General features: G+C 40.8%; 23 protein-coding genes and 1 tRNA gene. 23 read left to right on the plus strand and 1 reads right to left on the minus strand.

All coding sequences use genetic code 11. The features are described from left to right. Positions 1–59 precede the first annotated feature (59 nt). The 9 genes from mfd (at position 60) to ACFSBH_RS03165 (ending at position 9,517) form a co-directional block, all read left to right on the plus strand. Positions 60–3,584, plus strand: a complete 3,525-nt coding sequence (gene mfd, locus ACFSBH_RS03125) for a transcription-repair coupling factor (protein WP_251512788.1) — start codon at positions 60–62, stop codon at positions 3,582–3,584. A 102-nt stretch (positions 3,585–3,686) separates the two neighbouring features. Beyond that, positions 3,687–4,223, plus strand: a complete 537-nt coding sequence (gene spoVT / locus ACFSBH_RS03130) for a stage V sporulation protein T (protein WP_251512785.1) — start codon at positions 3,687–3,689, stop codon at positions 4,221–4,223. 207 nt (positions 4,224–4,430) lie between these two features. After that, on the plus strand, positions 4,431–6,002 hold the full coding sequence (locus ACFSBH_RS03135; protein WP_251517019.1) for a putative polysaccharide biosynthesis protein: 1,572 nt from the start codon (positions 4,431–4,433) through the stop codon (positions 6,000–6,002). Positions 6,003–6,006: 4 nt separating this feature from the next. Further along, positions 6,007–7,452 carry a bifunctional methyltransferase/pyrophosphohydrolase YabN gene (yabN, locus tag ACFSBH_RS03140; protein WP_379596010.1) on the plus strand — a complete coding sequence of 482 codons (1,446 nt, stop codon included), beginning with the start codon at positions 6,007–6,009 and terminating at the stop codon, positions 7,450–7,452. A gap of 2 nt (positions 7,453–7,454) precedes the next feature. Further along, positions 7,455–7,709 (plus strand): RNA-binding S4 domain-containing protein, encoded by a 255-nt coding sequence (locus tag ACFSBH_RS03145; RefSeq protein WP_251517015.1) that lies wholly within the window; start codon positions 7,455–7,457, stop codon positions 7,707–7,709. A gap of 66 nt (positions 7,710–7,775) precedes the next feature. Then, a complete protein-coding gene (yabP, locus tag ACFSBH_RS03150) occupies positions 7,776–8,081 on the plus strand; it encodes a sporulation protein YabP (RefSeq protein WP_251517013.1) in 306 nt (101 codons plus the stop codon). Then, positions 8,078–8,677: a spore cortex biosynthesis protein YabQ gene (yabQ, locus tag ACFSBH_RS03155; protein ID WP_379596013.1), complete on the plus strand. Its 600-nt coding sequence runs from the start codon at positions 8,078–8,080 to the stop codon at positions 8,675–8,677. Before yabP ends, yabQ begins: the two co-directional genes overlap by 4 nt. A 5-nt stretch (positions 8,678–8,682) precedes the next feature. Then, positions 8,683–9,063 carry an FtsB family cell division protein gene (locus ACFSBH_RS03160; protein ID WP_379596015.1) on the plus strand — a complete coding sequence of 127 codons (381 nt, stop codon included), beginning with the start codon at positions 8,683–8,685 and terminating at the stop codon, positions 9,061–9,063. Between the two features lie 70 nt (positions 9,064–9,133). Next, entirely contained in the window at positions 9,134–9,517 is a 384-nt protein-coding gene (locus tag ACFSBH_RS03165) for a S1 domain-containing RNA-binding protein (RefSeq protein WP_251517009.1), read from the plus strand. Positions 9,518–10,170: 653 nt separating this feature from the next. On the opposite strand, the gene ACFSBH_RS03170 is transcribed toward ACFSBH_RS03165, so the two are convergent. Next, positions 10,171–10,244 (minus strand) — tRNA-Met (locus tag ACFSBH_RS03170). Positions 10,245–10,671: 427 nt separating this feature from the next. Between ACFSBH_RS03170 and spoIIE the strand changes: the two genes are divergently transcribed. The 14 genes from spoIIE (at position 10,672) to lysS (ending at position 26,471) form a co-directional block, all read left to right on the plus strand. Next, on the plus strand, positions 10,672–13,116 hold the full coding sequence (gene spoIIE / locus ACFSBH_RS03175; protein WP_379596035.1) for a stage II sporulation protein E: 2,445 nt from the start codon (positions 10,672–10,674) through the stop codon (positions 13,114–13,116). A 59-nt stretch (positions 13,117–13,175) separates the two neighbouring features. Beyond that, positions 13,176–13,916, plus strand: coding sequence for a hypothetical protein (locus tag ACFSBH_RS03180; RefSeq protein ID WP_379596017.1), 741 nt, complete (start codon positions 13,176–13,178; stop codon positions 13,914–13,916). After that, positions 13,879–14,808, plus strand: coding sequence for a protein kinase domain-containing protein (locus ACFSBH_RS03185; RefSeq protein ID WP_379596019.1), 930 nt, complete (start codon positions 13,879–13,881; stop codon positions 14,806–14,808). Before ACFSBH_RS03180 ends, ACFSBH_RS03185 begins: the two co-directional genes overlap by 38 nt. 147 nt (positions 14,809–14,955) lie before the next feature. Beyond that, positions 14,956–16,347, plus strand: a complete 1,392-nt coding sequence (gene tilS / locus ACFSBH_RS03190) for a tRNA lysidine(34) synthetase TilS (protein WP_379596021.1) — start codon at positions 14,956–14,958, stop codon at positions 16,345–16,347. A 25-nt stretch (positions 16,348–16,372) separates the two neighbouring features. After that, positions 16,373–16,918 (plus strand): hypoxanthine phosphoribosyltransferase, encoded by a 546-nt coding sequence (gene hpt, locus ACFSBH_RS03195; RefSeq protein ID WP_251517023.1) that lies wholly within the window; start codon positions 16,373–16,375, stop codon positions 16,916–16,918. 154 nt (positions 16,919–17,072) lie between these two features. Then, on the plus strand, positions 17,073–19,130 hold the full coding sequence (gene ftsH / locus ACFSBH_RS03200) for an ATP-dependent zinc metalloprotease FtsH (protein WP_379596023.1): 2,058 nt from the start codon (positions 17,073–17,075) through the stop codon (positions 19,128–19,130). 161 nt (positions 19,131–19,291) lie between these two features. After that, complete coding sequence (locus tag ACFSBH_RS03205; protein ID WP_379596025.1) at positions 19,292–20,068, plus strand: type III pantothenate kinase; 777 nt, start codon at positions 19,292–19,294, stop codon at positions 20,066–20,068. Between the two features lie 13 nt (positions 20,069–20,081). Further along, on the plus strand, positions 20,082–20,951 hold the full coding sequence (hslO, locus tag ACFSBH_RS03210; protein ID WP_251516995.1) for an Hsp33 family molecular chaperone HslO: 870 nt from the start codon (positions 20,082–20,084) through the stop codon (positions 20,949–20,951). 21 nt (positions 20,952–20,972) lie between these two features. Further along, complete coding sequence (locus tag ACFSBH_RS03215; protein ID WP_251516993.1) at positions 20,973–21,872, plus strand: peptidylprolyl isomerase; 900 nt, start codon at positions 20,973–20,975, stop codon at positions 21,870–21,872. Between the two features lie 159 nt (positions 21,873–22,031). After that, positions 22,032–22,958, plus strand: coding sequence for a cysteine synthase A (gene cysK / locus ACFSBH_RS03220; RefSeq protein WP_251516991.1), 927 nt, complete (start codon positions 22,032–22,034; stop codon positions 22,956–22,958). 149 nt (positions 22,959–23,107) lie between these two features. Next, positions 23,108–23,935: a dihydropteroate synthase gene (folP, locus tag ACFSBH_RS03225; protein ID WP_379596028.1), complete on the plus strand. Its 828-nt coding sequence runs from the start codon at positions 23,108–23,110 to the stop codon at positions 23,933–23,935. After that, the gene (gene folB / locus ACFSBH_RS03230; RefSeq protein WP_251516986.1) at positions 23,928–24,293 is read left to right on the plus strand and encodes a dihydroneopterin aldolase; all 366 of its coding nucleotides are present in this window, start codon (positions 23,928–23,930) and stop codon (positions 24,291–24,293) included. The genes folP and folB overlap by 8 nt, the downstream gene beginning before the upstream one ends. Then, complete coding sequence (folK, locus tag ACFSBH_RS03235) at positions 24,290–24,775, plus strand: 2-amino-4-hydroxy-6-hydroxymethyldihydropteridine diphosphokinase (RefSeq protein WP_379596030.1); 486 nt, start codon at positions 24,290–24,292, stop codon at positions 24,773–24,775. The genes folB and folK overlap by 4 nt, the downstream gene beginning before the upstream one ends. Before the next feature lie 238 nt (positions 24,776–25,013). Then, a complete protein-coding gene (gene lysS / locus ACFSBH_RS03240) occupies positions 25,014–26,471 on the plus strand; it encodes a lysine--tRNA ligase (protein ID WP_379596037.1) in 1,458 nt (485 codons plus the stop codon). Positions 26,472–26,858: the final 387 nt, after the last annotated feature.

Raw genomic sequence — 26,858 nt, forward strand, 5'->3', positions numbered from 1 at the left:
TTTGGTGGTTGGACCAAAGCGTTTTTTGCATTTATTTTGAAATAGGTAGAGTGGTATACATGAGGGAAATACATCAATTTTTACAGGAAAAAGAGGATATCCAGACGATTCTGGACGGGATATCCAATGGCATGAAGGAGCAGCTTGTAGCGGGATTAGCTGGTCCTGCTAGAAGCATGCTCGTTTCTGCCATTAATGAATCAACTAAACGGCCGGTACTGTTAGTGACTCATCAACTATTGCAAGCCGAGCAGCTTTATGATGACATCACAGATTTAGTCGGGGAAGACCGGGTACACCTTTATCCGGTAAATGAGTTGATAGCATCTGAAATTGCTACAGCGAGCCCTGAGTTAAGAAGTCAGCGGATTGAGGCGCTTACTGCCTGGTCGAAAGGAAAGTCGGGCATTCTGATTGCCCCTATTGCTGCTTTAAAAAGGATACTTCCAAGTCCGAGTGACTGGTTGAAATATCAACTGAAGTTTAAAGAGGGAGAAGAAATCGATGTAGACGCCTATTTTTCCTTTTTAGTAGAAATGGGTTATGAGCGTACACAAATGGTCACGGCCCCTGGGGAATTCAGTCAAAGAGGCGGAATTATTGATATTTATCCACTTACAGAAGAGCACCCTGTTCGTATTGAGTTGTTTGATATAGAAATCGATTCTATTCGTTTCTTTGATGCGGATACACAGCGTTCATTAGAAAGAATTACGGAAATTAATATCGGCCCAGCGACAGAACTTCTCCTTACACAGGAAGATCTGCTGTCTGCAGCAGAGCGGATTGAAAAGGCGTTGGCAGAAACTTTGAAGAACAAAACATCAAAGTCGGGCAAAGAGGAACTTGTAGAAACGATTGAACATGATATTAGTCGTTTGAAAAATATGGAACGCTTTCAGGAAATGTATAAATATATCGGATTTTTCTATGAAAGTCCTAAGAGTTTACTAGATTACTTACCAGATGATGGTCTGATTGTTTTGGAAGAAATGGGCAGAATTCAGGAGACCGCAACAAACTTGGATACAGAAGAAGCTGAATGGTATAGCAGTCTCTTAGAGGCCAATCGCATGGTTAAAGACAGCCGTTTTTCTTTTGATTGGCAGATTGTTCTGGAGAAAATGAAACAACAGCGTATTTACATGTCTGTTTTTCTACGTCATATTCCGAATACCCAACCCGAAAATATCATTAATCTCTCATCACGGGCCATGCAAGAATTTCACGGTCAGATGCATTTATTCAAAAGCGAATTGCAGCGTTGGGAAAAATCAGCTTCATCGGTACTCATATTGGTGCCTAATGAACAGCGAAGAGAGAAAGTCCATGCCATTTTAGAGGATTATCAAATTGAGGCGGTAGTGGCTGAACAATTACAGCTCCCGGTTTCCAAGCCTACAATTGTTGTTGGGAACTTATCGAGCGGAGTTGAATTGCCGATGCATAAATTGGTCATCATCACCGAAAACGAGTTATTTAAAAAGCAGACGAAACGAAAACGTAAAACACAAAAAATTTCCAATGCTGAGCGGATTAAAAGCTATCAAGAGCTGAATATCGGCGATTACGTCGTTCATACGAACCATGGAGTCGGGAAATATTTAGGTATTGAAACATTAGAAATGAACGGCATGCATAATGATTATATGCTTATTAAATATTCTGGAGACGATAAGCTCTTTGTCCCTATTGATCAAATTGACCAAGTCCAGAAGTTTGTCGGTTCAGAAGGGAAAGAACCAAAGCTTTATAAACTTGGTGGAACAGAATGGACGAAGGTAAAACGCCGTGTGCAATCGAATGTAGAGGATATTGCGGATGAACTTATTAAGCTCTATGCCGAACGGGAAGCGAAGAAAGGTTATGCTTTTTCTCCAGATACGGAAATGCAGCGGGAGTTTGAAGCTTCCTTCCCTTATCAGGAAACAGAAGACCAACTCCGATGTATTGAAGAAATTAAAGCTGATATGGAGAAGGCTCGACCAATGGATCGCTTGCTTTGTGGGGATGTTGGATATGGAAAGACAGAAGTTGCTATCCGTGCAGCATTCAAAGCCATTATGGATGGAAAACAAGTGGCTTTCCTTGTGCCTACAACCATACTGGCTCAACAGCATTATGAGACGGTTCGAGAGCGATTCCAGGATTACCCGATCAACATTGGGTTACTGAGCCGCTTCCGAACAAGAAAACAGCAGACGGAGACATTAAAAGGACTTAAAAAAGGAACAGTTGATATTGTAGTCGGGACACATCGTTTGTTATCTAAAGATGTGGAGTATTTTGATTTAGGTTTACTTATCGTCGACGAAGAGCAACGATTTGGTGTAAAACATAAAGAGAAAATTAAACAGATAAAGATCAATGTCGATGTGCTTACACTGACGGCGACACCGATTCCGAGAACATTGCATATGTCCATGTTAGGTGTACGTGATTTATCGGTCATTGAGACGCCACCAGAAAATCGATTTCCGATCCAAACTTATGTCATGGAATATAATCCCATCTTGGTTCGGGAAGCCATTGAACGTGAAATGGCCAGAGGAGGACAAGTATTTTTCCTATATAACCGAGTTGAAAATATCGATAAAGTAGCTAGGGATGTCGGTATGCTCGTCGATGGTGTCCGAGTTGGGATTGCACATGGACAAATGAGCGAATCAGAATTGGAAAATGTAATTTTAAACTTCCTTGAAGGGGAATTTGATGTTTTGGTAAGTACGACGATTATTGAGACTGGAGTAGACATTCCCAATGTGAACACGTTGATTGTAAACGACGCGGATCGAATGGGATTAAGCCAGCTCTATCAATTGAGGGGCCGGGTCGGTCGTTCGAATCGGGTAGCTTATGCGTATTTCACTTACAAGAAGGACAAAATCCTTAGTGAAGTGGCGGAGAAGCGTTTACAGGCCATCAAAGAATTCACAGAGCTCGGTTCCGGTTTTAAAATTGCTATGCGAGACTTATCCATTCGTGGGGCAGGTAACTTGCTTGGTTCGCAGCAGCACGGATTCATTGATTCTGTTGGATATGACCTCTATTCGAAGATGTTGAAAGATGCAATCGATGCTCGAAAGCAGGGCAAGGAAATAGAAGATATCACACCGTTTGATCCGGAGATCTCATTAAAAATCGATGCCTATATCCCAGAAGATTATATCCCGGACGGCAAGCAGAAGATTGATATTTATAAACTGTTTCAAACGATCGAATCAGAAGCGGATATTTCCGAACTACAGGACGAACTCATTGACCGTTTCGGTGATTATCCAGAAGAAGTGGAACATCTATTTACGGTATCGAAACTGCGATTGCATGGCCGCAAAGAGAGGGTAGAATTTATCACCGAGAAGAAAAAGCAACTGGAAATGTTGTTGGAAGAAAATCGGAGTCAAATGGTAGACGGTGCCAAGCTCTTTGAATTGGCCAACAGTTTTGGTCGTAATGTCCAGCTTGGAACGGAGAATAACAGATTGAAGATTGTTATTACATGGACGAGAGAAACCGAACGGAAGCGCTATGAAGTGGCGGAAGAACTAATCAAAAAATTAGCGAATGTAAACCGTGATACCTAAATTTATTGATAATGTATAATTATCCCATGTTGCTTCATACTAACACCAACACTGGTGATATTTAGTAAATGTATTTTCTACTTGAAAGTGAGGCAGAATGGTATGAAAGCGACAGGAATTGTACGAAGGATTGATGATTTAGGCAGGGTTGTTATTCCTAAAGAAATCAGACGAACGTTACGTATCCGAGAAGGCGACCCTCTTGAAATATTCGTCGATCGGGATGGGGAAGTTATTCTAAAGAAATATTCGCCTATTAGTGAACTAGGACATTTCGCGCAGGAATATGCAGAGTCTCTATTTGATTCATTAAAAATACCAGTGTTGATATGTGATCGTGATGATGTAATTGCGGTTGCTGGTGAATCGAAAAAGGACTATTTAAATAAAATGATTGGTTCCGATGTAACAAAAGCTATTGAGGGTCGTAACCAAATACTTAAAACGGATAAAGGGACGTTTGAATTACTGGACGGTAAGGAAACAGAGCTTGAATCTTATTGTCTTAGCCCAATAGTAGCGAACGGCGATCCGATTGGCTGTGTATTATTATTCTCAACAGAAGGTCAAAAGTTAACAGATGTCGAAGCGAAGGTTTCAGAAACAGCATCCATATTTTTAGGAAAACAGATGGAATAACTTCATTGGGTCAATCAGGGCAGTCCTGGTTGACCTTTTTCTAGTTAAAAATGTCTGATGTAAAACAAAATAGTCACCATTAATGAGAACAAGACCGTTTAGATTGTCTGATGTTCCCATTACAAGGAAGCTCTTTGACGCTCACACATGGATTAGCATTTAATGGTATAATATATTCAAATTTATTGCGTAAGGGACGTTTATTGGATGACGAGTGAAAGTAAGGGTTTGTTGCGAGGAGCGTTTTTGCTGACCATCGCAGGAATGTTGAGTAAGATACTGAGCGCGGGCTACCGGGTACCGCTCCAAAACTTCACAGGCGATGTTGGATTTTATATCTATCAGCAAATTTATCCGTTGTTGGGGATGGCGCTTGTTTTATCATTATATGGTTTTCCATCCGCAATCTCTAATATCGCGGCTGAAGTAAAAAGAAAACAGCAGAAACTCACACTGAATCATTTTTACTTGCCTATTCTTCTTATTCTCTTCTTCATGGTAGGTATTATTGCTTCCCTTTTATTTGTTTTTTCGGGAAATGTGGCAACTTGGGTTGGGGATCCGAATTTAACACGTGCATACAAAATTGTTGCGGTGAGTTTTTTAGTCATTCCTTTTACATCTTTATTAAGGGGAGCATCTCAAGGGCACTTGCAAATGAAGCCAACGGCATATTCCCAAGTCGGAGAACAGGTTGTCCGCGTGTTCATGATTATTCTAGTTGCCCTGTATGTGAATGCACAGGGTGTCAGTATGTACCGGATTGGGGAAGGTGCAGCAATTGCCAGTATTTTCGGAGGGGTCGTTGCTATATTCATTCTTCTCATTTTTATGAAACGGCAAGAAGTTCCCCGAATTAGCAACGAGCGTATTCCTTGGCGCTACTATATCCAGACTCTCCTTTTATTGGGGTTTGTAGCTGCTCTTAATCATATGGTATTACTTTTATTCCAATTTGGAGATGCGTTCACTCTTATCCCAGCTTTACAGGAATACGGCTTACTGCCAAGGGAGGCAATGGAGGAGAAAGGTGTTTTGGACAGGGGACAGCCACTGATCCAACTCGGAACTGTACTCGGTTCTTCGTTCGCGCTTGCTATGATACCATCGATTTCTAAGAGCAAATTAAAAGAAAATCCGATTGAATTTTACCAAAAAGTACGCAGTAGCCTTGCGATAAGCTTTTACTTGGCTTTTTCCGCTACAGCAGGGCTGATTGCAATCATGCCAGAAGCTAATATTTTGTTGTATCAGGATTTAAAAGGAACTGTTGATTTGAGGATTTTAATGCTCGCGATTTTACTCAGTGCCATTGGAATCACTTGTGCTACTATCTTACAAGGATTAGGCTATATGAAGCGGACTGCCTTGTTAATTCTGGTCGCGGTGATGCTGAACTGGATTGGCAATGAATGGCTCGTTCCTATTTATGGAATAACCGGCAGTGCCATTTCGACTGTTATTGGATTAGCGTTCTTTTCCTGTTTTGTATTGTTGGAACTGAAGCGCAAATTGCCAAACCTGCAATTTGCCAGATACATTAATTGGCGAGCGCTATTTCTTGCCACTTCCGCTATGCTCCTTTATATTTTTGTTATTAAACAATTTTTACCGGCCGAACTTTCAAGAGCCGGAGCACTCTTTTTTGTTGGAATAATTGCCAGCACAGGTGCCTGCATGTACATATTCATTTTAATTCGCGGAAAGGCTTTAAAACGTTCAGAAATTATGATGTTACCATTTTCACGTTTGTTGATGCGCATCTATAAGGAGAGATAATAGAATGAGCAAGATTGAGGTAATCGGGTTAGGAGCTGGGGATATAAACCAGCTGCCACTAGGAGTATATAGGAAACTGAAGGATTCCCAGCAGGAAATTTATACGCGGACGACGGACCACCCTGTCATTGATACCTTAAGGCAGGAAGGGATTTCATTTTATTCATTTGATGCCATATATGAGGAGACTTCGAATTTTGCTGAAGTCTATGAAACGATTGTTGCCCAGTTGCTGGAAGTAGCAAAGGAAAGTTCAATTGTCTATACAGTTCCAGGACATCCGATGCTTGCAGAGAAAACGGTACAACTATTGCTCGAACAAGAAGAAGTCGAGGTAGAAATTTCAGGCGGCCAAAGTTATTTGGATGCTTTATTTACTTCCCTGAAAATAGACCCTATCGATGGTTTCCAATTTGTCGATGGGACAAGTTTTGAACGGAGACAGTTAAACTATGAGCAGCATCTGGTATTTTGTCAGGTATATGACTCTTTTATTGCATCAGAAGTGAAATTGACTTTACTGGAGGATTTACCTCCCGATTATGAAGTGACAATTGTGGAGGCGGCAGGCACGGAACACGAAAAGCTGACGAAACTGCCACTAGAGGATTTGGATCGCACAGTGGAAGTAAACAATTTAACGAGTGTGTATGTTCCTCCTGTCATTCATGAGCAGCTGCCGCATCGCTTTTCCCGTTTAGTGGAAGTGATGGCTACACTCCGAGGCCCGAACGGTTGTCCATGGGATCAAAAGCAAACCCATCAGTCGCTTCGGGAATATACGATTGAAGAGGTCTATGAATTAATGGATGCAATTGATAATGAGGATGATGACAATATCATTGAGGAACTTGGCGACCTTCTCATGCATATCGTCCTTTATAGCCAAATTGGAGACGATGAAGGATACTTCTCGATTGATGATGTCATCCGGTCGATTACTAATAAGATGGTCCATCGCCACCCTCATGTGTTCGGTGAGGAACAAGTCGATTCAGTTGATCAGGTTCTTACCAACTGGGATGCGCTCAAACAACAAGAAAAAGGAAAGAAACATGATACATTGCTTGGTGGCATACCGAAGCACTTACCTTCGTTAGCCAAAGCTGCCAAACTTCAACATAAAGCTAGTAAGGTAGGATTTGATTGGACGGATGTTGAAGACGTTTGGGAAAAGCTTGAAGAAGAACTGTCAGAAGTGAAAGAAGCCATCAGCATGGGTAATGCTGTCGACATAGAAGATGAATTTGGAGATGTTTTATTCGTTACTGCCAATTTGATGCGTTTCTACGATATAAATCCAGAGGTTGCACTGAATCGGGCTAACGCTAAATTCGCTTCCCGGTTCAACTATGTGGAAGAAAGAATAAAAGAATCTGGCAAAGAGATAGAAGATACAACATTAGAGGAAATGGAAGAATACTGGCAAGAAGCAAAAGGGAGGGAATAGCCATGCGTTTAGATAAATTTCTCAAAGTATCCCGCTTGATTAAGCGCCGGACCCTTGCAAAAGAAGTTGCTGATCAGGGAAGGATTACGGTGAACGGAAGTGCAGCGAAAGCTTCAACCACCATTACTCCTGGGGATACCTTGGCGATCCAATTCGGGCAAAAGGTTGTCACGGTACGCGTGAATGATACGAGAGAAACGGTTAAAAAAGATGAAGCAGAAACGCTGTATACCGTAGTGAAAGAAGAAAAAATATAAGAACGAGTATTTAGTTCTATACTTGTCCCTCCACTCATAAATTTACATTGAGAAGGAGGTTTTTTTATGGGCGAATTTGGGAACTATTCAAATAGCAATCGAGTGGTGGAAATGGAGCATCAGGTGAAGCTTACGAATCGTAAAAATCTTGAAATCAGTGGGGTCAAGGAAGTGGATAGCTTTGACAACGAAGAGTTTCTTTTGGAAACTGTACAAGGCTATCTCATTATCCGTGGACAAAACCTTCAACTAAAGAATCTTGATGTTAGTTCCGGCAATGTTACAATAAAAGGCAGAATCTATGAACTATCCTATATTGATGAAGTCCATGGGGAGAAGGCTAAGGGGTTCTTTAGCAAGTTGTTCCGATGACTCTTTCCGTCCAATTTGCTACAATGGCCATTATGGTGTTGAGCGGAATCTATTTAGGTATTGCCCAAGATACATTCCGGCGATTCTCCGTCCATTGGAAAGGAAAAAGAGTAACGAGTTACTTTCTGGAAATCAGTTTTTGGCTTTTGCAGACACTTATTATTTTTTATTGTTTATTCCTCGTCAATGCGGGAGAAATCCGGCTTTATATATTCTTAGCTTGCCTGTTGGGCTTTTCCTTTTATCAGGCGTTATTAAACACATTATATAAACGTCTGTTGGAAAGGGTCATCGATATATTCCGGGCGATCTTTCAATTTTTCAAGCGTCTTTTTATCTTACTTATTATTATGCCGTTGAAATGGATTTTTCTCGTATGTTCAAGTGTTATTATTTTCCTCTTTCAAATAGTAATTAAGTTACTGGGCTTTATTTTTAAGGTTATCCTATTTCCCTTCCTCCTGATTGGTCGTATGCTGCAGCCTTTTATACCAGAAAAATTTAAGAAATTGTTACACAAATCTAGTCCAATTTATAGTACAATAAGAATTAAACTGAAAAAAGGAATCGAGTATCTGACGTTTAGAAGGAGGTAGGGTAATTGTCGGAAAGAAGAAAAACGGTTACAAGATTAGATTCGAATTATGTGCAGCAGTATGACGCTTACATAGAAAGACAGAAAAGAAAAAGGCAGCGTTTAATTCGACGTCTTGTGTTATTCTCTCTTGTGATCATGTTAATGATTGGAGCAATGGGATTCTATCATTGGAATCAGCGGATCTTACATGCCGAAAAAACGGAAGAGTACGAGAAACTCCAAGAAGAATTAGCGGAACTGAAACGGCAAGAAGAACATTTGAAGGAAGAAATCGAATTATTGAATGATGAAAGTTATGTCCTCGATATTGCGAGAACCAATTACTTCTTTACAAAAAAGGGAGAATTGATTTTTAAGCTTCAAGATGGGGACCCGTCATATTGACACTTTAACTTAACAGCCATATACTAAGAATAGAAGTATACCTAAAATTTTAAGGAGGAGCATTTTTTTTATGTCAATTGAAGTAGGCAGCAAGCTGCAAGGAAAGGTTACAGGAATCACAAATTTTGGAGCGTTTGTTGAACTCGAAAAAGGGAAAACAGGCCTAGTCCATATTAGTGAGGTAGCTGATAACTATGTTAAAGACATTAATGATCATCTGACTGTCGGCGATACTGTCGAGGTTAAAGTAATTAATGTCGAAAAGGATGGAAAGATTGGTCTATCGATTAAGAAAGCAAAAGAACGACCAGTTCGCCAAAGAAATCCGAAAGAACGCCAGGAAACTTTTGAAGCGAAAATGAGTCGGTTCTTGAAAGATTCGGAAGATCGCTTAGCCTCACTGAAGAAGCATACCGAGTCCAAACGCGGAGGTCGAGGTGCTAAACGCGGCTAAAAGTTTGCTGTCTAGAAAATAATAATGCTCTTATATAGAGAAACAGCAGGATTCATCTACCAAGATGGGCCCTGCTGTTTTGTTTAATTAGAGAGTGATAGAATAAAAAAAGTTCTGCATCCAAGATGCAGAACTTTTTACTTTTGGTATGTCTAGCTTCAGAGCGCAGGGACTGTTCGAATTTCCCACGCCTCCAGTCGATAAGTCAACATCGGCTCGTACCTCGTCGTGTTTCCTTTATTTCCTTGCGCCGTGGTCCAATTCGACCGTCCCTAACCGCGCTCTTCAGCTTTTCTATCGTCTAGCAAAAAAAGACCAGGGACTGCGCAAACTTCCTGAGCTTCCGGTCGATAAGTCAACATCGGCTCGTTNCTAGCAAAAAAAGACCAGGGACTGCGCAAACTTCCTGAGCTTCCGGTCGATAAGTCAACATCGGTTCGTTACCTCACCGTGTTTCCTTTATCTTCCTGCACCTCAGTCCAGCTTGTCAGTCCCTGAACGGTCTTTTTTGCTTTTGATTGGTATATAGCGGCGGAGGGGATCGAACCCACGACCTCACGGGNCTCGTTACCTCGCCATGTTTCCTTTATCTTCCTGCACCTCAGTCCAGCTTGTCAGTCCCTGAACGGTCTTTTTTGCTTTTGATTGGTATATAGCGGCGGAGGGGATCGAACCCACGACCTCACGGGTATGAACCGTACGCTCTCGCCAGCTGAGCTACGCCGCCAAAATTGTCAACGNCACGGGTATGAACCGTACGCTCTCGCCAGCTGAGCTACGCCGCCAAAATTGTCAACGAGATTTATAATACACTAGGTTTTAAATTATGTCAACATGTTTTGATAAAAAAATTAAATTATAAAAGAATGAGATATAAAATAAAGGTTTTAAACGAATAGAGACAATAAAAGCCGATACTTTCCCACATTTTCGTCAAACATTCATCATTTCTGCATATATTCGCTTTCCATTAATACTCCATTCCCCTTGATAGAATAAAGTTTGATAGAATTTCACAACATTTGTTCGTGTGTAAATTCAGAATTCTTTATAATTTCCCGTCGAACGATTTTTTGGACACGCTCTGAAATTTTGACAACATAAACAAAATGAATATGGTTTACTAACAGAAAAGAATGGAGTGATGGTGAATGATGCAATCGGTAGAGCAAACGGGGTATACAAGTTGGAAACAGAAGGCTGGGAAGGAGAAGCTATCTCCATGGCGGACAAAGGCGAGGGTTTTATTTATTGATCGGGGCTTGCTTTTAGTCATGGTCGGCTTTTTACTTGGAAGAGCTGTAGTGCTGTCGGCAGTTTCTCCATTTGCCTTAGCGTTTATAGCGAGTGTCTGGCTGATGCAACGGAGAAGGACTCTTCATGCGTTACTGGCGATTTCCTTGGGAGCAGCGACATATTCGATTGAACATACTTTATTCGTCGGACTTTCGGTGCTCGTATTTCTCATGTTGATTGCAGTTTTTAAGCAACTGAAGCGGGAGAAGATAGTCCTTCCTTTTGTAGTAGGGATTGCGACCTTTCTTCCACGGATGTTTCTATATTCATGGCATAACCCGATTACTTCTTATGAATGGTTGCTTATAGCGGTAGAGAGTGTACTGGCTTCTGTACTTGTACTTATATTTATGCAGAGCATCCCATTATTATCACCAAAAAGGTACAAGCCTGCCTTAAAGAATGAAGAAATTGTTTGTATGATCATATTAATTGCCTCCATTTTAACAGGTACCATCGGCTGGGTAATATATGGTGCGGCAGTGGAACAGATTTTTGCACGGTATTTTGTATTAGTTTTTGCTTTTGTCGGGGGAGCGGCAATTGGCTCGACGGTCGGGGTAGTAGTGGGACTTATTTTATCACTTGCGAATGTGGCGAATTTATTCCAGATGAGTCTACTAGCTTTTTCGGGCTTGTTAGGGGGACTGCTGAAAGAAGGGAAAAAGTTTGGTGTTGCAGCAGGTCTTTTGGTCGGTACGTTTCTTATCGTCATTTACGGTGAGAGTATCACATTAATGGGCTCGATTACCGAATCGCTTATTGCCATCTTACTCTTCTTCCTGACTCCAGCGAGTTGGTTTTCAAATATCTCTCGCTACATACCAGGAACGGAGGAGCATGCTAAAGAACAGCAGCAGTACTCTTTAAAGGTACGGGATGTTACAGCAAAAAGAGTAAAACAGTTCTCTGGAGTATTTGATGCACTTGCCCGTAGTTTTGCTGTCGCAGAAACTGATCCAACTGGAACTATTGCAAAGAAGCGGGATACGGATCAGTTTTTAAGTCAAGTGACAGAGAGGACATGCCAAAGCTGCTTCATGAAGGAACGCTGCTGGCAGAAGGACTTCGATAAGACGTATCAATTAATGGAGGGGATGAAGGATGCTTACGCGATTCAACAAGAGCCTAGCTTGAAGGTGAAGCGAGCCTTTGAAAACCATTGTGTAAAATCGAAGAAGGTTGTAGAAGTGCTTAAGGAAGAAATGACTTATTATATGGCAAATCATGAATTGCGACGACAAGTGCTTGAAAGTAAGCGTCTCGTTGCGGATCAATTATTTGGCGTTTCCGAAGTGATGGACGACTTTGCGAATGAAATTTTGAAGGAGAGGGAGCATCACGAAAAGCAGGAGATTCAGATTATAGATGCGTTAAAAGGCTTGGGAATTGAACTGGAAAAGCTTGATATCTTCCAACTGGATAAAGGAAATGTCGATATAGAAATGACGATTTCTTTCTATGAATATCACGGAGAAGGAGAAAAGCTGATTGCGCCGGTATTATCCGATATTATTGGAGAAATGATTGTTGTAAAAGAAGAGGAAATCTCACCATTTCCAAATGGATACAGTTATTTATCTTTTCGTTCCGCAAAGGAGTTTATTGTGGAAACAGGGGCTGCGAATGCGGCAAAAGGAGGCGGATTCATTTCAGGAGACAGTTTTAAAACCATGGAACTTGGTGAAGGGAAATTTGCGATGGCAATAAGTGATGGAATGGGGAATGGCAGGCGGGCACGGGAGGAAAGCGAGGAGACGTTGAGGCTGTTGCAACAAATATTACAAATCGGTATCCCGGAAAAAGTGGCGATTAAATCGATCAATTCCATATTGGCTTTACGGACAACGGACGAAATGTTCGCCACCCTTGATCTTGCGGTCATTGATTTAAACCATGCGATGGTAAAATTTTTGAAAGTGAGTGCTGCACCGAGCTTTGTAAAGAGGGGGAATGAAATTATAAAAATTGAGGCTGGTAATCTGCCTATGGGAATTATCCATGAGGTTGATATCGATATTGTCAGTGACCAGCTCTTGTCGGGTGATATCTTGATTATGATTAGTGATGGTGTTTTTGATGGACCTAAACATGTGGAGAATACGGAGCTTTGGCTGAAACGCACTTTGAAAGAAATAGAAACAGAGGATCCACAAGAAATTGCTGATTTGCTGTTGGAGGAAGTCATTCGTACAAAATCAGGGGAAATCGATGACGATATGACGGTTCTAGTCTCGAAGATTATGAAGAACCAGCCGAAGTGGGCTTCGGTTCCAATTTACTCGAAGAAGGCGCTTGGTTAAGGTATATCCTTCCAGTTTTCTGGCGATGCTAGTAAAACTAGGAAACGGGAGGGTAACCTATGAAAACAGGTACATTACGGCAAATCTTATTAATTACGGATGGGTGCTCCAACCATGGAGAAGATCCGGCAGCAACAGCAGCACTTGCTTATCAGCAAGGAATTGCTGTAAACGTTATTGGAATTCTTGATCATGACGAAACAGAAGAAAGTTCAGGACTTCAAGAAGTGGAAGATATAGCACTTTCAGGAGGTGGAGTCAGTCAGCTTGTATATAGTGAAGCGTTATCACAAACAGTGCAGATGGTTACCAAGCAAGCAATGAACCAAACACTACAAGGATTTGTTAATAAGGAATTGAAACAAATTCTTGGAGAGAATCATCGATTAGAAGATTTAGACCCAGAAAAACGTGGTGAAATCATTGAGGTAGTAGAAGATTTGGGAGAAACGTCTGACCTTGAGGTCGTCATTCTAGTAGACACGAGTGCAAGCATGCATCATAAATTGCATATGGTGAAAGAGGCATTAATCGACTTATCTATCAGTCTCAATGCAAGAATTGGAAAAAATCGATTTGCAATTTATAGTTTTCCAGGCAAACGGAAGAGTATACAAAAAGTGCTCGACTGGACTCCAAAACTAGAGTCAGTTTCTTCGGTTTTCCCTAAAATCACGAGTGGTGGAATCACCCCAACAGGTCCGGCAATCCGAGAAGCGATGTATCAATTCGGTAAGAAAAGTTTGTTAAGGAGTTTCCGTCATGGCAATGAATCGGATATTGAAGAAACAGGTTTCTAGTATAAAGCCTGGGACGTTAATCAAAGGGAAATTCAAAGGAAACACTTATCTCATAAATGGAAAACTTGGTGAAGGAGCGATTGGAGCAGTCTATTTATGTCAGGCTAATAGGCAGGTTGCTGCTTTAAAAATAAGCGAAAATCAAACGTCTATGTCTTTGGAGGTTAATGTGCTGAAATCATTGGAGCAGGTCCGGGGAAATCGCCTTGGGCCTGCTTTATTAGATGTGGATGATTGGACTGCTCCAAATGGGCGGACTTTTTATTTTTACGTCATGGAGTATGTCAAAGGGGAGACTGTCCGAGACTTCTTCCAAAAGCATGGTACTAGTTGGCTTGGTCCCTTTATGATTCAACTCCTGGAAGATTTGGAGAAACTCCACCAGGAAGGCTGGGTGTTTGGTGACTTAAAAACAGAGAATTTGATTGTCCGTTCAGCTCCTCCCCGAATCCGTTGGGTAGATGTTGGTGGGATGACACAGATTGGTCGCTCCATCAAGGAGTATACCGACTTTTATGATCGAGGGTACTGGGGGCTGGGTTCCAGGCGGGCAGAGCCGAGTTACGACCTTTTTTCGTTTGCAATTATTTTTCTGGAAATCTTTTACCCAAAACGTTTTCCGCGCCCAGAAAAAAACAGGAAGAAGTATATTTATCAAAGAATAGATCAAGTGAAGGCGTTAAAACCATACGCACCGGTTTTAAAAAAAGCAATTTCAGGGAAGTATCAGACAAGTACCGAAATGAAACGGGAGCTTAAACAAGTTTTACTTTCGTTAAGACAACGAAACAATCCAAGGAATCCGGAGAAAAATGATGGAAGTGGGTTCAAGGAGGCTTTTTGGATTTTTATAATAAGTGCTTTTTCTTTTCTCCTCTCCTTTATGATTTGACTGTAATTTGAAAGAAATTTATTAGAATGGGAAGTCAACGTTCCGAATCACTATAATTTATTCGTGACCTGGAAGGTCTTACTTTAGGGTAAATGGATAACTGTGATAAAATTAAGTAAGAATAGTCTTGTAGATGGAGAGAATTTAATGGAGAATGCAGTTCGGAAATTCATCGATAAACATAGCTTGTTGCATCAAGGTGCTCGGGTGCTTGTAGGAGTGTCGGGTGGTCCAGATTCCATGGCTTTGTTGCATTTTTTGTCAACAGTAAGGGAAGAATGGAATCTAGACTTACAGGTGCTCTCTGTAGATCATCAGCTTCGTGGGGAGGAATCTGAGGGGGATTTCAACTATGTCAAACAGATTTGCAAGGATTGGGGATTAACTTTCCATGGAACATCCCTTGATGTACGTTCCCATGCTAGAACAGAACGAATCAGCATGGAAGTGGCCGCTCGTGAGCTTCGTTATAAGTTCTTCGCACAAAAGATGACAGAACTTCATGCGGATTATCTTGCTCTCGGTCACCACGGTGACGATCAGGTGGAAACATTGGTAATGAAACTTGTCCGCTCTGCAACCTCAACTTCTTTTCAGGGGATTCCAGTGCAGCGTCCATTAGCGGGAGGGATGATCATCCGCCCGTTACTTGCAGTGACGAAGAGTGAAATAGAAGTTTACTGTGAAACGCATAACATCATCCCACGGATTGATGCGACAAACTTGGAAAGTATACATACGAGAAATTATTATCGACACCATGTCATTCCTTTATTAAAAGAGAAAAACGCGAATTTACATCGGACGGCACAGCATCTTAGTGAAAACTTGGAAGAAGATGAGACCTATATGCAAAAGCAGGCAAAAAAGGTGCTCGATGAAGCTGTGGTCTTTAATCATGAAAAGCATCAAGTCATAATGGATATTAATTTGTTCAAAAAACATGACCAATCTTTACAAAGACGTGCCTTTCATCTAATATTGAACTATCTATACGAAACAATACCAAGCCACTTATCGTATGTACATGAAGAACAATTTTTTTCACTGATACGTAAGTCTCACGGAAATACAAAACTGGACTTTCCACATTGCTTAAAATTAAATCGAGCATATGACAGACTGACTTTTTACTTCGAACAATCATATCCACTACAAGAGAACTTTAATCAAATGTTAGTTCTCCCTGGTACCACTTATTTACCAGATGGATCGGTAATAAAAGCTACATATACAGCCACAATTGGTAAAGAAACCCCTTTTTCACTATATATTGCCGCTAGCGGACTTTCCTTACCACTTTATGTACGAACCCGTAAAAATGGAGACCGTATGAGCTGGAAAGGGCTGCAAGGCACAAGGAAGTTGAAGGATATCTTTATTGATGAAAAAATCCCAATCGAAAGAAGAAATTCTTGGCCTATCGTTGTGGATAGCAATGGACATATATTATGGTTAGTTGGCCTGAAAAAAGGTAAGCAAATAGAAGTAAATGATAAACAGTTTGTATGTATACAATACGAAAAAGGACACCAGTAGGAGGATAAGAATGTTAAAGGATAGTATGCACAAAGATATTAAGCATATCTTAATAACTGAGGAAGAAATTCAAGAAAAATGTAAGGAACTTGGCAGGCAGCTGGCGGAAGAATACGATGGGAAATTCCCGCTCGCTATCGGTGTACTAAAAGGTGCCATGCCATTCATGTCGGATATCGTACGTCATATGGATATTCATGTGGAGCTTGATTTCATGGATGTTTCCAGTTATGGAAGTGGAACGAAGTCAAGTGGAGAAGTTAAAATTGTGAAAGACCTTGATACAAAGGTGGAAGGCCGTGATCTTCTCATTATAGAGGATATTATTGACAGTGGATTAACATTAAGTTATTTAGTCGACCTCTTCAAATACCGGAAAGCAAATTCCATTAAAATCGTAACACTGCTTAATAAACCATCAGGACGCACAGCTGCAATATCTGCTGATCTTGTGGGCTTCGAAGTTCCAAATGAATTTGTTGTTGGCTATGGTTTGGATTATGATCAACGATACCGAAACCTTCCATACATCGGGGTACTGAAAGAGGAAATCTATCAGGACAAAGAGTAATTCTTTCACCGGATAAAGTGCCAGTAAATGGGGATGAAACAGCTGAACCGACGGTGAAAAATAAAAGTGAATTCTAAAGCGCAATTAGTTGTATAATAACTTTTTCATATGGTACTATGTAATATAGTTTTCCCGGTATGGGAGGAGGTAAGTAATGAGTCAGATATTTCGTAACGTATTCTTTTGGGTACTTATATTCTTCGTCATTATTGGCGTAATTAGTGTACTAAATGGTCCAGGCGAAGAAAGTGAACAATATCATGTAGACGAATTTATAGATGCTTTAGAAAATGGCGAGATAAAAGAATTGACGCTACAACCAGCAAATGGCATTGTCCGAATTACTGGTGTGCTTCATGATGATAATCAAACTTTTGTTTCCCAAGTTCCAGATAATACAAATGTGATTGCTGAAATCACACAACTTGCAAGAGATAATAGTGTTTTGAAAGCAGAGGAAGAAGAACGTCCAAGCCCTTGGGTTACTTTTCTTACAACCCTTGTTCCCTTCCTATTAATAGGTCTATTTTTCTTATTCATTCTTAGTCAAGCGCAAGGTGGCGGCGGTGGCGGCCGTGTTATGAATTTCGGGAAAAGTAAGGCTAAGATGGTATCGGGTGAAAAAGAGAAAGTGCGTTTTAAAGACGTTGCTGGTGCTGATGAAGAGAAGCAGGAGCTTGTCGAGGTTGTTGAGTTCCTAAAAGATCCTCGTAAATTCACAGCAGTCGGTGCGCGTATTCCAAAAGGTGTGCTGTTAGTAGGACCACCAGGAACAGGTAAAACGCTTCTGGCTCGTGCAGTTGCCGGTGAAGCGGGAACACCTTTCTTTACAATCAGTGGTTCTGACTTCGTAGAGATGTTTGTCGGGGTCGGAGCATCCCGTGTCCGTGACTTGTTTGAGAACGCGAAGAAAAATGCACCATGTATCATCTTTATTGACGAGATTGATGCAGTTGGTCGTCAACGTGGAACAGGTCTTGGCGGGGGGCACGATGAGCGTGAACAGACGTTGAACCAGTTACTTGTTGAGATGGATGGTTTTAGTGCAAATGAAGGAATTATCATTATTGCGGCTACAAACCGTGCAGATATCCTTGACCCGGCACTCTTACGTCCAGGTCGTTTTGATAGACAGATTATGGTTGGACGTCCTGATGTTAAAGGGCGTGAAGCAGTACTTAAAGTACATGCTCGTAACAAACCATTGGATAAGACAGTCGATCTTAAGGTCATTGCTCAGCGTACACCAGGTTTCTCTGGAGCAGATTTGGAAAACCTGTTGAACGAAGCGGCATTGGTTGCAGCGAGGGATGATCGTAAGTTCATTACTTCTGCTGATGTGGATGAAGCGACCGACCGTATCATCGCGGGTGTTGCGAAGAAGAGTCGTGTCATTTCTGAGAAAGAAAGAAATATTGTCGCGTACCATGAGAGTGGACACACCGTTGTCGGCATGGTGCTTGATGATGCAGACGTCGTACATAAGGTGACGATTGTACCACGTGGCCAAGCTGGTGGCTATGCTGTCATGCTGCCTAAAGAGGATCGCTACTTTATGACGAAACCGGAATTATTCGATAAGATAACTGGTTTACTCGGAGGAAGAGTTGCGGAGGAAATCATCTTTGGTGAGGTTAGTACCGGAGCGCATAATGACTTCCAGCGAGCAACTAGTATCGCTCATAAAATGATTACTGAATACGGAATGAGTGACAAAATTGGTCCAATCCAATTTTCTAGTGGAGAGGGCGGCAATGTGTTCCTTGGCCGTGACATCCAGAACAATCAGACGTACAGTGAAAAAATCGCTTATGAAATTGATAAGGAAATGCAGAACTTCATCAATTACTGTTATGAGCGTGCGAAAACAATCCTTACAGAACATCGTGAACAGTTGGAGCTGATTGCTCAAACACTTCTTGAAGTTGAGACTCTAGACCGACGCCAAATCGAATCTCTCTTTAACGATGGAGTTTTACCGGAGCCGTTGGAAGTGGAAGAAGACGAGGACAACGAGGACGTTAAAGTGAACATCAATTCAAAAGAAGAGAACGAAGATCCGGATAAAGTCGGAAAATCTTATGAAGAAGTGAAGAAAGAAGCTGAGGAGAAACGCGAGGAAGAAAGACGCGATGAATCTCAAGCTACCGAAGAAAAACGACATATCAATGATCCGATTATGGGTGACGATGATCATAAGAATAATAACTAATGGAAAAGCAGCCATGCTAAGGGATGGCTGCTTTTTTTAATCCAAGTCTACGCGGAAGAAATACTTGATGAAAAGAAGTGGATATTCAAGCTCTGCCATTTTCATTTTTCCAGTTACCTATGCTATATTTAAACTTAGAAAAATAGGAAGGTCTGATTCGAATGTTATTTGTTTTGGATGTAGGGAATACGAACACGGTTTTAGGTGTTTTCGAAAAAAAAGAACTTTTACACGAATGGCGGATCAAAACAGATCGACACAAGACCGAGGATGAGTTCGGGATGCTCATCCATTCGCTTTTCAGTTATAAAGGGATTTCTTTTACTGACATAGATGGAGTGGTGATTTCCTCTGTGGTGCCACCTATTATGTACGCATTGGAAAAAATGAGCAGGAATTACTTTCAGTTGGAACCAGTAGTTGTTGGAAATCAGGATATTTCCCGATATCTCAAGATGAGCTATCCTAATCCACGGGAAGTTGGTGCCGACCGGATTGTCAATGCGGTTAGTGCCATAGAAACATATGGCGCACCTGTCATTGTGATTGATTTTGGAACAGCCACTACTTTCTGTTATATAGATGAAAATGAATATTACCATGGCGGTCTAATTTCGCCAGGGATCAATATCTCGATGGAGGCATTATATAGCAAAGCCTCCAAACTTCCGAAAATAGAAATTATGGAGACAGAGCATATTATAGGAAGATCAACAGTAGAAGCGATGCAATCAGGAATTTATTACGGGTATGTATCATTGGTCGATGGTATAATTGACAAGATGTTAGAAGATATCGACCGAGATGTGAAAGTAATCGCTACAGGTGGTTTGGCCGGTCTGATTGCCAAAGATTCGAAAGCGATTGATGTTGTAGATCGTTATTTGACATTAAAAGGGTTGAATATCATATATAACCGACTAAAAGATATTTCATAAAGGAGTTAACAGCATGAAAGATTATTTAATTAAAGCGACTGCATATAACGGTAGGATTCGTGCTTATGCAGCTGCGTCTACGAACACGGTGGAGGAGGCGCGAAGACGCCAGGATACATGGGCAACTGCTTCTGCTGCTTTAGGGAGAACTTTAACGATTGCCGGAATGATGGGTGCCATGTTAAAAGGTGAAGATTCCAATACAATTAAAATTGAAGGCGGTGGCCCGATTGGAGCAATTGTCGTCGATGCTAATGCAGACGGTCATGTGCGCGGGTATGTGACAAATCCCCACGTCGATTTTGAATTGAATGACAAAGGTAAACTCGACGTCGCACGGGCAGTTGGTACATCTGGCAGCTTAAGTGTCATTAAAGACCTTGGATTGAAAGATTATTTTACTGGAGAAGTTCCAATCGTTTCTGGAGAAATCAGTGAGGATTTCACTTATTACTTTGCGACTTCAGAACAAGTTCCATCAGCTGTAGGAGCTGGTGTCCTCGTTAACCCGGATCATACGATTCTTGCAGCAGGAGGATTTATCGTTCAAGTAATGCCTGGAGCAGATGATGAGGTCATTGAAAAGTTAGAGGAACAAGTAAAAGATTTTCCAGCCATTTCTAAACTTATCGAACAGGGTTACACACCAGAACAGTTGTTGGAGAAGTTATTTGGAGATGAACCATTTACCATTCATGAGAAAATGCCTATCGAATACCGTTGCCGCTGCTCAAAAGAAAGAATCGCTAATGCGATTAGCAGTTTAGGAAATGATGAAATCGAAAAGATGATAGAAGAAGATGGAGGAGCAAGTGCTACCTGTCATTTCTGTAGTGAAGAATATCATTTTACGACGGACGAACTAGAAGAATTGAAACAATAAACGAGGGAGAAAAGTAGTCGTATGTCCAAGAAATTATTATGGGGTATCATCATAGTACTCCTTATTACCAACATTGCTTCACTCATTTTCATGATGCAAGATGATAAGGTTGTTGTAAAAGATGGAGAAGCTGCCATTACAAGTAAAGAGCCGGTCGCGACGATTAACGGGACTGATGTGACTTATGAAGATTGGATGGCTAATCTGCGTGAAACGCACGGTGAAAAAGCATTAAAATCTATCATCGATCGTCAAATCGTTTCTCAATTAGCTGCTGAGAAAAACATTGAAATCAGTGAAAAGGTCATTGAACGTGATCTTGCTTATTTGACGTCTATGCAAGGACCATTAACGCAAGAAGAGTTGAATAAGGAAGAAGAGAAGTGGCGAGAAGAACTGATTTATCGATATCAACTCGAATTTTTACTGACAGAGGAATATTCTATTCCCGAATCTGAAATCGAAAGCTATTACGCTGATTATAAAAACCAATATGACTTCTCCTCTGCTATGCAATTATCTCATATTCTAGTCTCAAATATGGAGACTGCAGAGAAGGTATATGAAGAATTGGAACAAGGGGCCAGTTTTGAGCAATTAGCAAGAGAGTATTCGAATGATGATGAGACGAAACATAGCGGCGGATATTTAGGGTTTATTAATACAAGCAGCCAATTCTTCCCGAATGGATATGAGGAAGTTGCTAACAAAATGGATGAACATACTTATTCAGAACCATTTGCCGCAGATAACGGGATTGCAATCATCTACTTGCATCAAGCACTTCCAGCAATTGAATTCAGTTATGAAGAGATTAAGCCATATGTTGAAAATGAATTGATTCTTCATGAAGAAAAGATTGCCTTACAAGCAAACCCATTATGGGAAAAAGTCGAAGTTGACTGGATTTATTCCAAATAATAACGGAAGCCGTTCAGATAATGAACGGCATTTTTTTTACGAAAATGCTTTATTATTCGTATTGTTGCAACAACAAAATAGTTGACAAACTTTCCGATTAAACATACATTATAATTAATCGGAAATCATATTAATTTACTGGGAATTAGGAGGGGTCTTATGAGAGTTGCTAATGATATTACCCGTTTGATCGGTGAAACACCTATTGTTAAATTGAACAATCTTACAGATGATAATTCAGCTGATGTATACGTGAAACTTGAATTCATGAACCCGGGAAGCTCTGTAAAGGATCGTATAGCTGTTTCTATGGTAGAGGCTGCAGAAGAAGCCGGAGAATTGAAGCCTGGAGATACGATCATTGAACCGACAAGTGGAAACACTGGTATTGGACTTGCTATGGTTGCAGCAGCAAAGGGATATAAAGCTGTATTAGTCATGCCTGACACAATGAGTCAGGAGCGCCGCAATCTATTGCGGGCTTACGGAGCTCAGTTGGTGCTTACTCCTGGGGCGGATGGTATGAAAGGTGCCATTAAAAAGGCTAACGAACTAAAAGATGAACATGGTTATTTCATGCCACAGCAATTTGATAACCCGGCAAACCCTAAGGTCCATGAAGAAACAACTGGGAAAGAAATTGTTGAGCAAATGAAGGATGGCTTGGATGCTTTTATTTCTGGTATCGGTACAGGAGGTACGATTACTGGTGCAGGAAAAGTGTTGAAATCCCATTTTGAAAATGTGCAACTCTTTGCTGTAGAACCAAAAGATTCTCCAGTATTATCAGGTGGATCTCCGTCACCGCATAAAATCCAAGGAATTGGTGCAGGTTTTGTTCCGAATGTCCTTGATACAGATATTTATGATAAAGTTATTCAAATCGAAAATGAAGAAGCTTTTGAAGCTTCCCGTAAGCTTGCAACTACAAATGGGATCCTCGGTGGTATCTCTTCTGGTGCAGCAGTTGCGGCAGCATTGAAAGTCGCTAAAGAATTAGGTAAAGGAAAGAAAGTACTAGCTATCTTGCCTGATAACGGAGAGCGCTACTTATCGACTGCATTATTCCAATTTGATGAAGAATAAATGGATTGTTTTGAAGGATTAGCAGATTTGTTCTGTTAATCCTTTTTGAATTGGGGAATATTATCCATGCATAAGTAGTATGTTTTTGTCTTATTGGAATTGAATGTGTTACGATACAAATAAATGTTTTTTGAGGAGAAGCAAGAATCATGATAGTGAAGACGAAGACTAAATCGTTAAATTTAGCGGAACGAACACATATTATGGGTATATTAAATGTGACACCAGACTCTTTTTCGGATGGCGGCAGTTATACGACGGTAGAGAAAGCAGTGGCACAAGCTGTCCGAATGGCAGAAGAGGGTGCGGACATTATCGATATCGGTGGAGAATCTACCCGGCCAGGACATACTCCGGTATCTGCACAAGATGAGATCTCTCGTATCGTACCTTCAATAAAAGCTATAAAAGAAAAGCTTAACATTCCTATTTCTGTTGACACATTCAAAGCGGAAACTGCAGAAGCAGCGATTGAAGCTGGCGCTGATATTATCAATGATATTTGGGGAGCCAAAAAAGATCCGGCTATCGCAGAAGTGGTCGCTAAGCATAACGTACCTATTATCTTGATGCATAATCGGACAAATGAAGATTATCAGGATCTTATTCTGGATATGATCCAAGATTTAAAGGAAAGCATAAAAATCGCTAAAGATGCAGGTGTTCCAGAACATCATATCATCATCGACCCGGGAATTGGCTTTGCAAAATCGAGGGAAGACGATTTAATGGTCATGCAGAAACTAGAAATGTTTCAACAGTTGCCGTATCCGTTGTTACTTGCGACATCGAGGAAGCGCATGATTGGTCATGTACTTGATGTGCAGCCGGATGCTCGTGACTATGGAACCGGAGCGACCACTTGCCTTGGAATCACAAAGGGTGCTTCTATTGTAAGGGTTCATAACGTAAAGGTGAATGCAGATATTGCAAGAATGACGGATGCCATGCTTGGAAAAGGTGTATATAATGGATAAAATAAGTTTGAATGAGTTGCAGTTCTATGGATATCACGGGTTATTCCCGGAGGAACGAAAACTTGGCCAACGTTTTCATGTAGATTTAGAACTCTTTCTTGATTTAAAACAAGCAGGCCAATCGGATAAAATGGAAGATTCCATCCATTATGGTGAAGTCTATCAGCTTGTCCGAAGCATTGTGGAGGGAGAACCAAAGAATCTAATAGAAGCTGTTGCTGAGTCTGTGGCTGAAAAGCTTCTTCAGACTTTCCCATTATTACAAGCTTGCCGAGTTGTAGTAGTAAAGCCCAATCCACCAATCGATGGACAGTATCGTTCAGTAGCTGTAGAAATATATAGGGAGAATCAACGATGAATAAATCATATATTGCACTTGGAACAAATATTGAACCGCGGGATTTCTATTTAAGTGAAGCTCTGAATCTACTGGAGGCGCATGAAGCAATCGCTATCCAAAAGCGTTCATCCATCTACGAAACGGCGCCTGTCGGCTATGTGGAACAAGATGACTTTTTAAATATGGTTATTGAAATCCAAACCTTATTGGAGCCATATGACTTATTAGAGACGATTCAAGGGATAGAGCAAAAACTTGGCAGGACAAGGGACGTGCGGTTCGGTCCACGTACCATCGACCTTGATATTTTATTGTATAATCAAGAAAGTAGCACGGATGAACAATTGACGATTCCACACCCGCGGATGCATGAGCGTGCATTTGTGCTTGTGCCCCTGGCGGAAATTGCGGAGGAAGAGATAGTGCAGTTTGGTAAAACCGCACAAGAATTGTTAGAAGAGCTACCGCAACGTGATGTAGAAACAGTGAAAAAACGGTAGAATATTATATGATATAATAATAACCGTTAATTGTGGTGCGAGAAGCAATTGAGGTAAAAAGCTACATTGCTTCTATATAGAGGGAGCCGTGAAGTTAACAAGAATCTGCCAGTGTTTGCTGGTAGGTTTTTCTGTGCTATAGTAGGCTAAAAGAAAACTCTAGGTAGTAAATTACATTAAAGTTATACATACATTAAGACAGGAGTGATTGACTTTGTCAGAGGAACTTACAGATCAAATGCAGGTGCGAAGAGATAAACTTGTAAATTTGCAAGAACAAGGAGTGGATCCTTTTGGCGGTAAGTTTGCAAGAACGCATCTTGCAGCAGATATTATAAAAGACTATGAATTGTTTTCAAAGGAAGAGTTGCAGGAAAAAGATATCCCAGTAGTTGTGGCCGGCCGAATCATGACAAAGCGTGGTAAAGGGAAGGCAGGTTTCACACATATCCAAGATATGAGTGGCCAAATTCAAGTATATGTACGAAAAGATGCTATCGGTGATGAAGCTTATGACGTATTTAATACTCTCGATCTAGGCGATATTATCGGTATTATAGGTAAGGTTTTTAAAACAAACACTGGAGAACTATCAATTAAAGCGGAGCAATTAGAATTGATGACGAAATCATTACGTCCGCTTCCTGAGAAATATCATGGTTTAAAAGACGTGGAACAACGTTATCGTCAACGTTACTTAGACTTGATCACTAATCTTGAGAGCCGTGAGACTTTCATTCAACGTAGTAAAATCATCCAAACAATGCGTGAGTATTTGAATAACCAAGGATTCTTGGAAGTTGAAACACCGATGATGCATAGTATTCCTGGTGGAGCGGCGGCCCGTCCATTTATTACCCACCACAATGCACTCGACATCGACTTATACATGCGTATTGCAATTGAATTACATTTAAAACGTCTCGTAGTCGGTGGTATGGAAAAAGTTTATGAAATCGGAAGAGTGTTCCGTAATGAAGGGGTCTCCACTCGTCATAACCCTGAATTTACAATGATTGAACTATATGAAGCATACGCTGACTTTGAGGATATTATGAAACTTACAGAAAATATGGTTGCACATATTGCTCTAGAAGTCTTGGGAACAACCGATATTACGTATGGTGAACATGAAATCAACCTTAAGCCAGAATGGAAGAGACTTCATATGGCAGATGCTGTTAAGGAAGTTACAGGTGTAGATTTCTGGCAGCAGCTTACAGATGAAGAAGCACGTGCATTAGCTAAAGAGCATGGTGTGGAAATTACAGAAAGCATGTCCTATGGTCATATCTTGAATGAGTTCTTTGAACAAAAAGTAGAAGATACACTTATTCAGCCTACGTTCATTTATGGACATCCAGTTGAAGTTTCTCCTTTGGCGAAAACTAATCAAGAAGATCCACGTTTTACCGATCGTTTCGAGTTATTCATTGTAGGGCGTGAACATGCGAATGCCTTCAGTGAATTGAATGATCCAATCGAGCAACGCAAACGTTTCGAACAACAAGTTGCTGAAAGAGATGCAGGAAATGATGAAGCGCATCTAATGGACGAGGACTTCCTTGAGGCACTGGAATTTGGTTTACCGCCAACCGGTGGACTTGGTATAGGTATTGACCGTCTCGTCATGTTACTGACCAATGCTCCTTCTATTCGTGACGTTCTGCTTTTCCCGCAAATGCGTAATAAATAAATTAGATGTATTATACCCAGTTTACTTTCAGGTGAACTGGGTATCTTAATGTTTAAGGATTTATTTGTACAGAATAGTACGTGTATTTTATTTACGTATATTTTTTTAAAAAACTACTTGCATTCATTTCGTAAACATGGTAAATTAATATTCGTTGCGCTAAACGGCGCTATAAAAAAGAAATGACAACAACTTCGAAAAAAACATTTTAAAAAAGTTGTTGACAAGATATTTCAACCATGTTATATTAGAAAAGTCGCCGTTACGAACGGCAACGAAATGTTTGCTCTTTGAAAACTGAACAAAACAACCAGTATGTCAAGCAAGGTCACGTGAGTGGCCAAGCATAAACTTAATAAGAAAACCCCGTTTTCTTATTAAACAACA

Origin of the sequence: Oceanobacillus luteolus, assembly GCF_042678205.1 — a bacterium.
Taxonomy (GTDB): Bacteria; Bacillota; Bacilli; order Bacillales; family Amphibacillaceae; genus Oceanobacillus; species Oceanobacillus luteolus.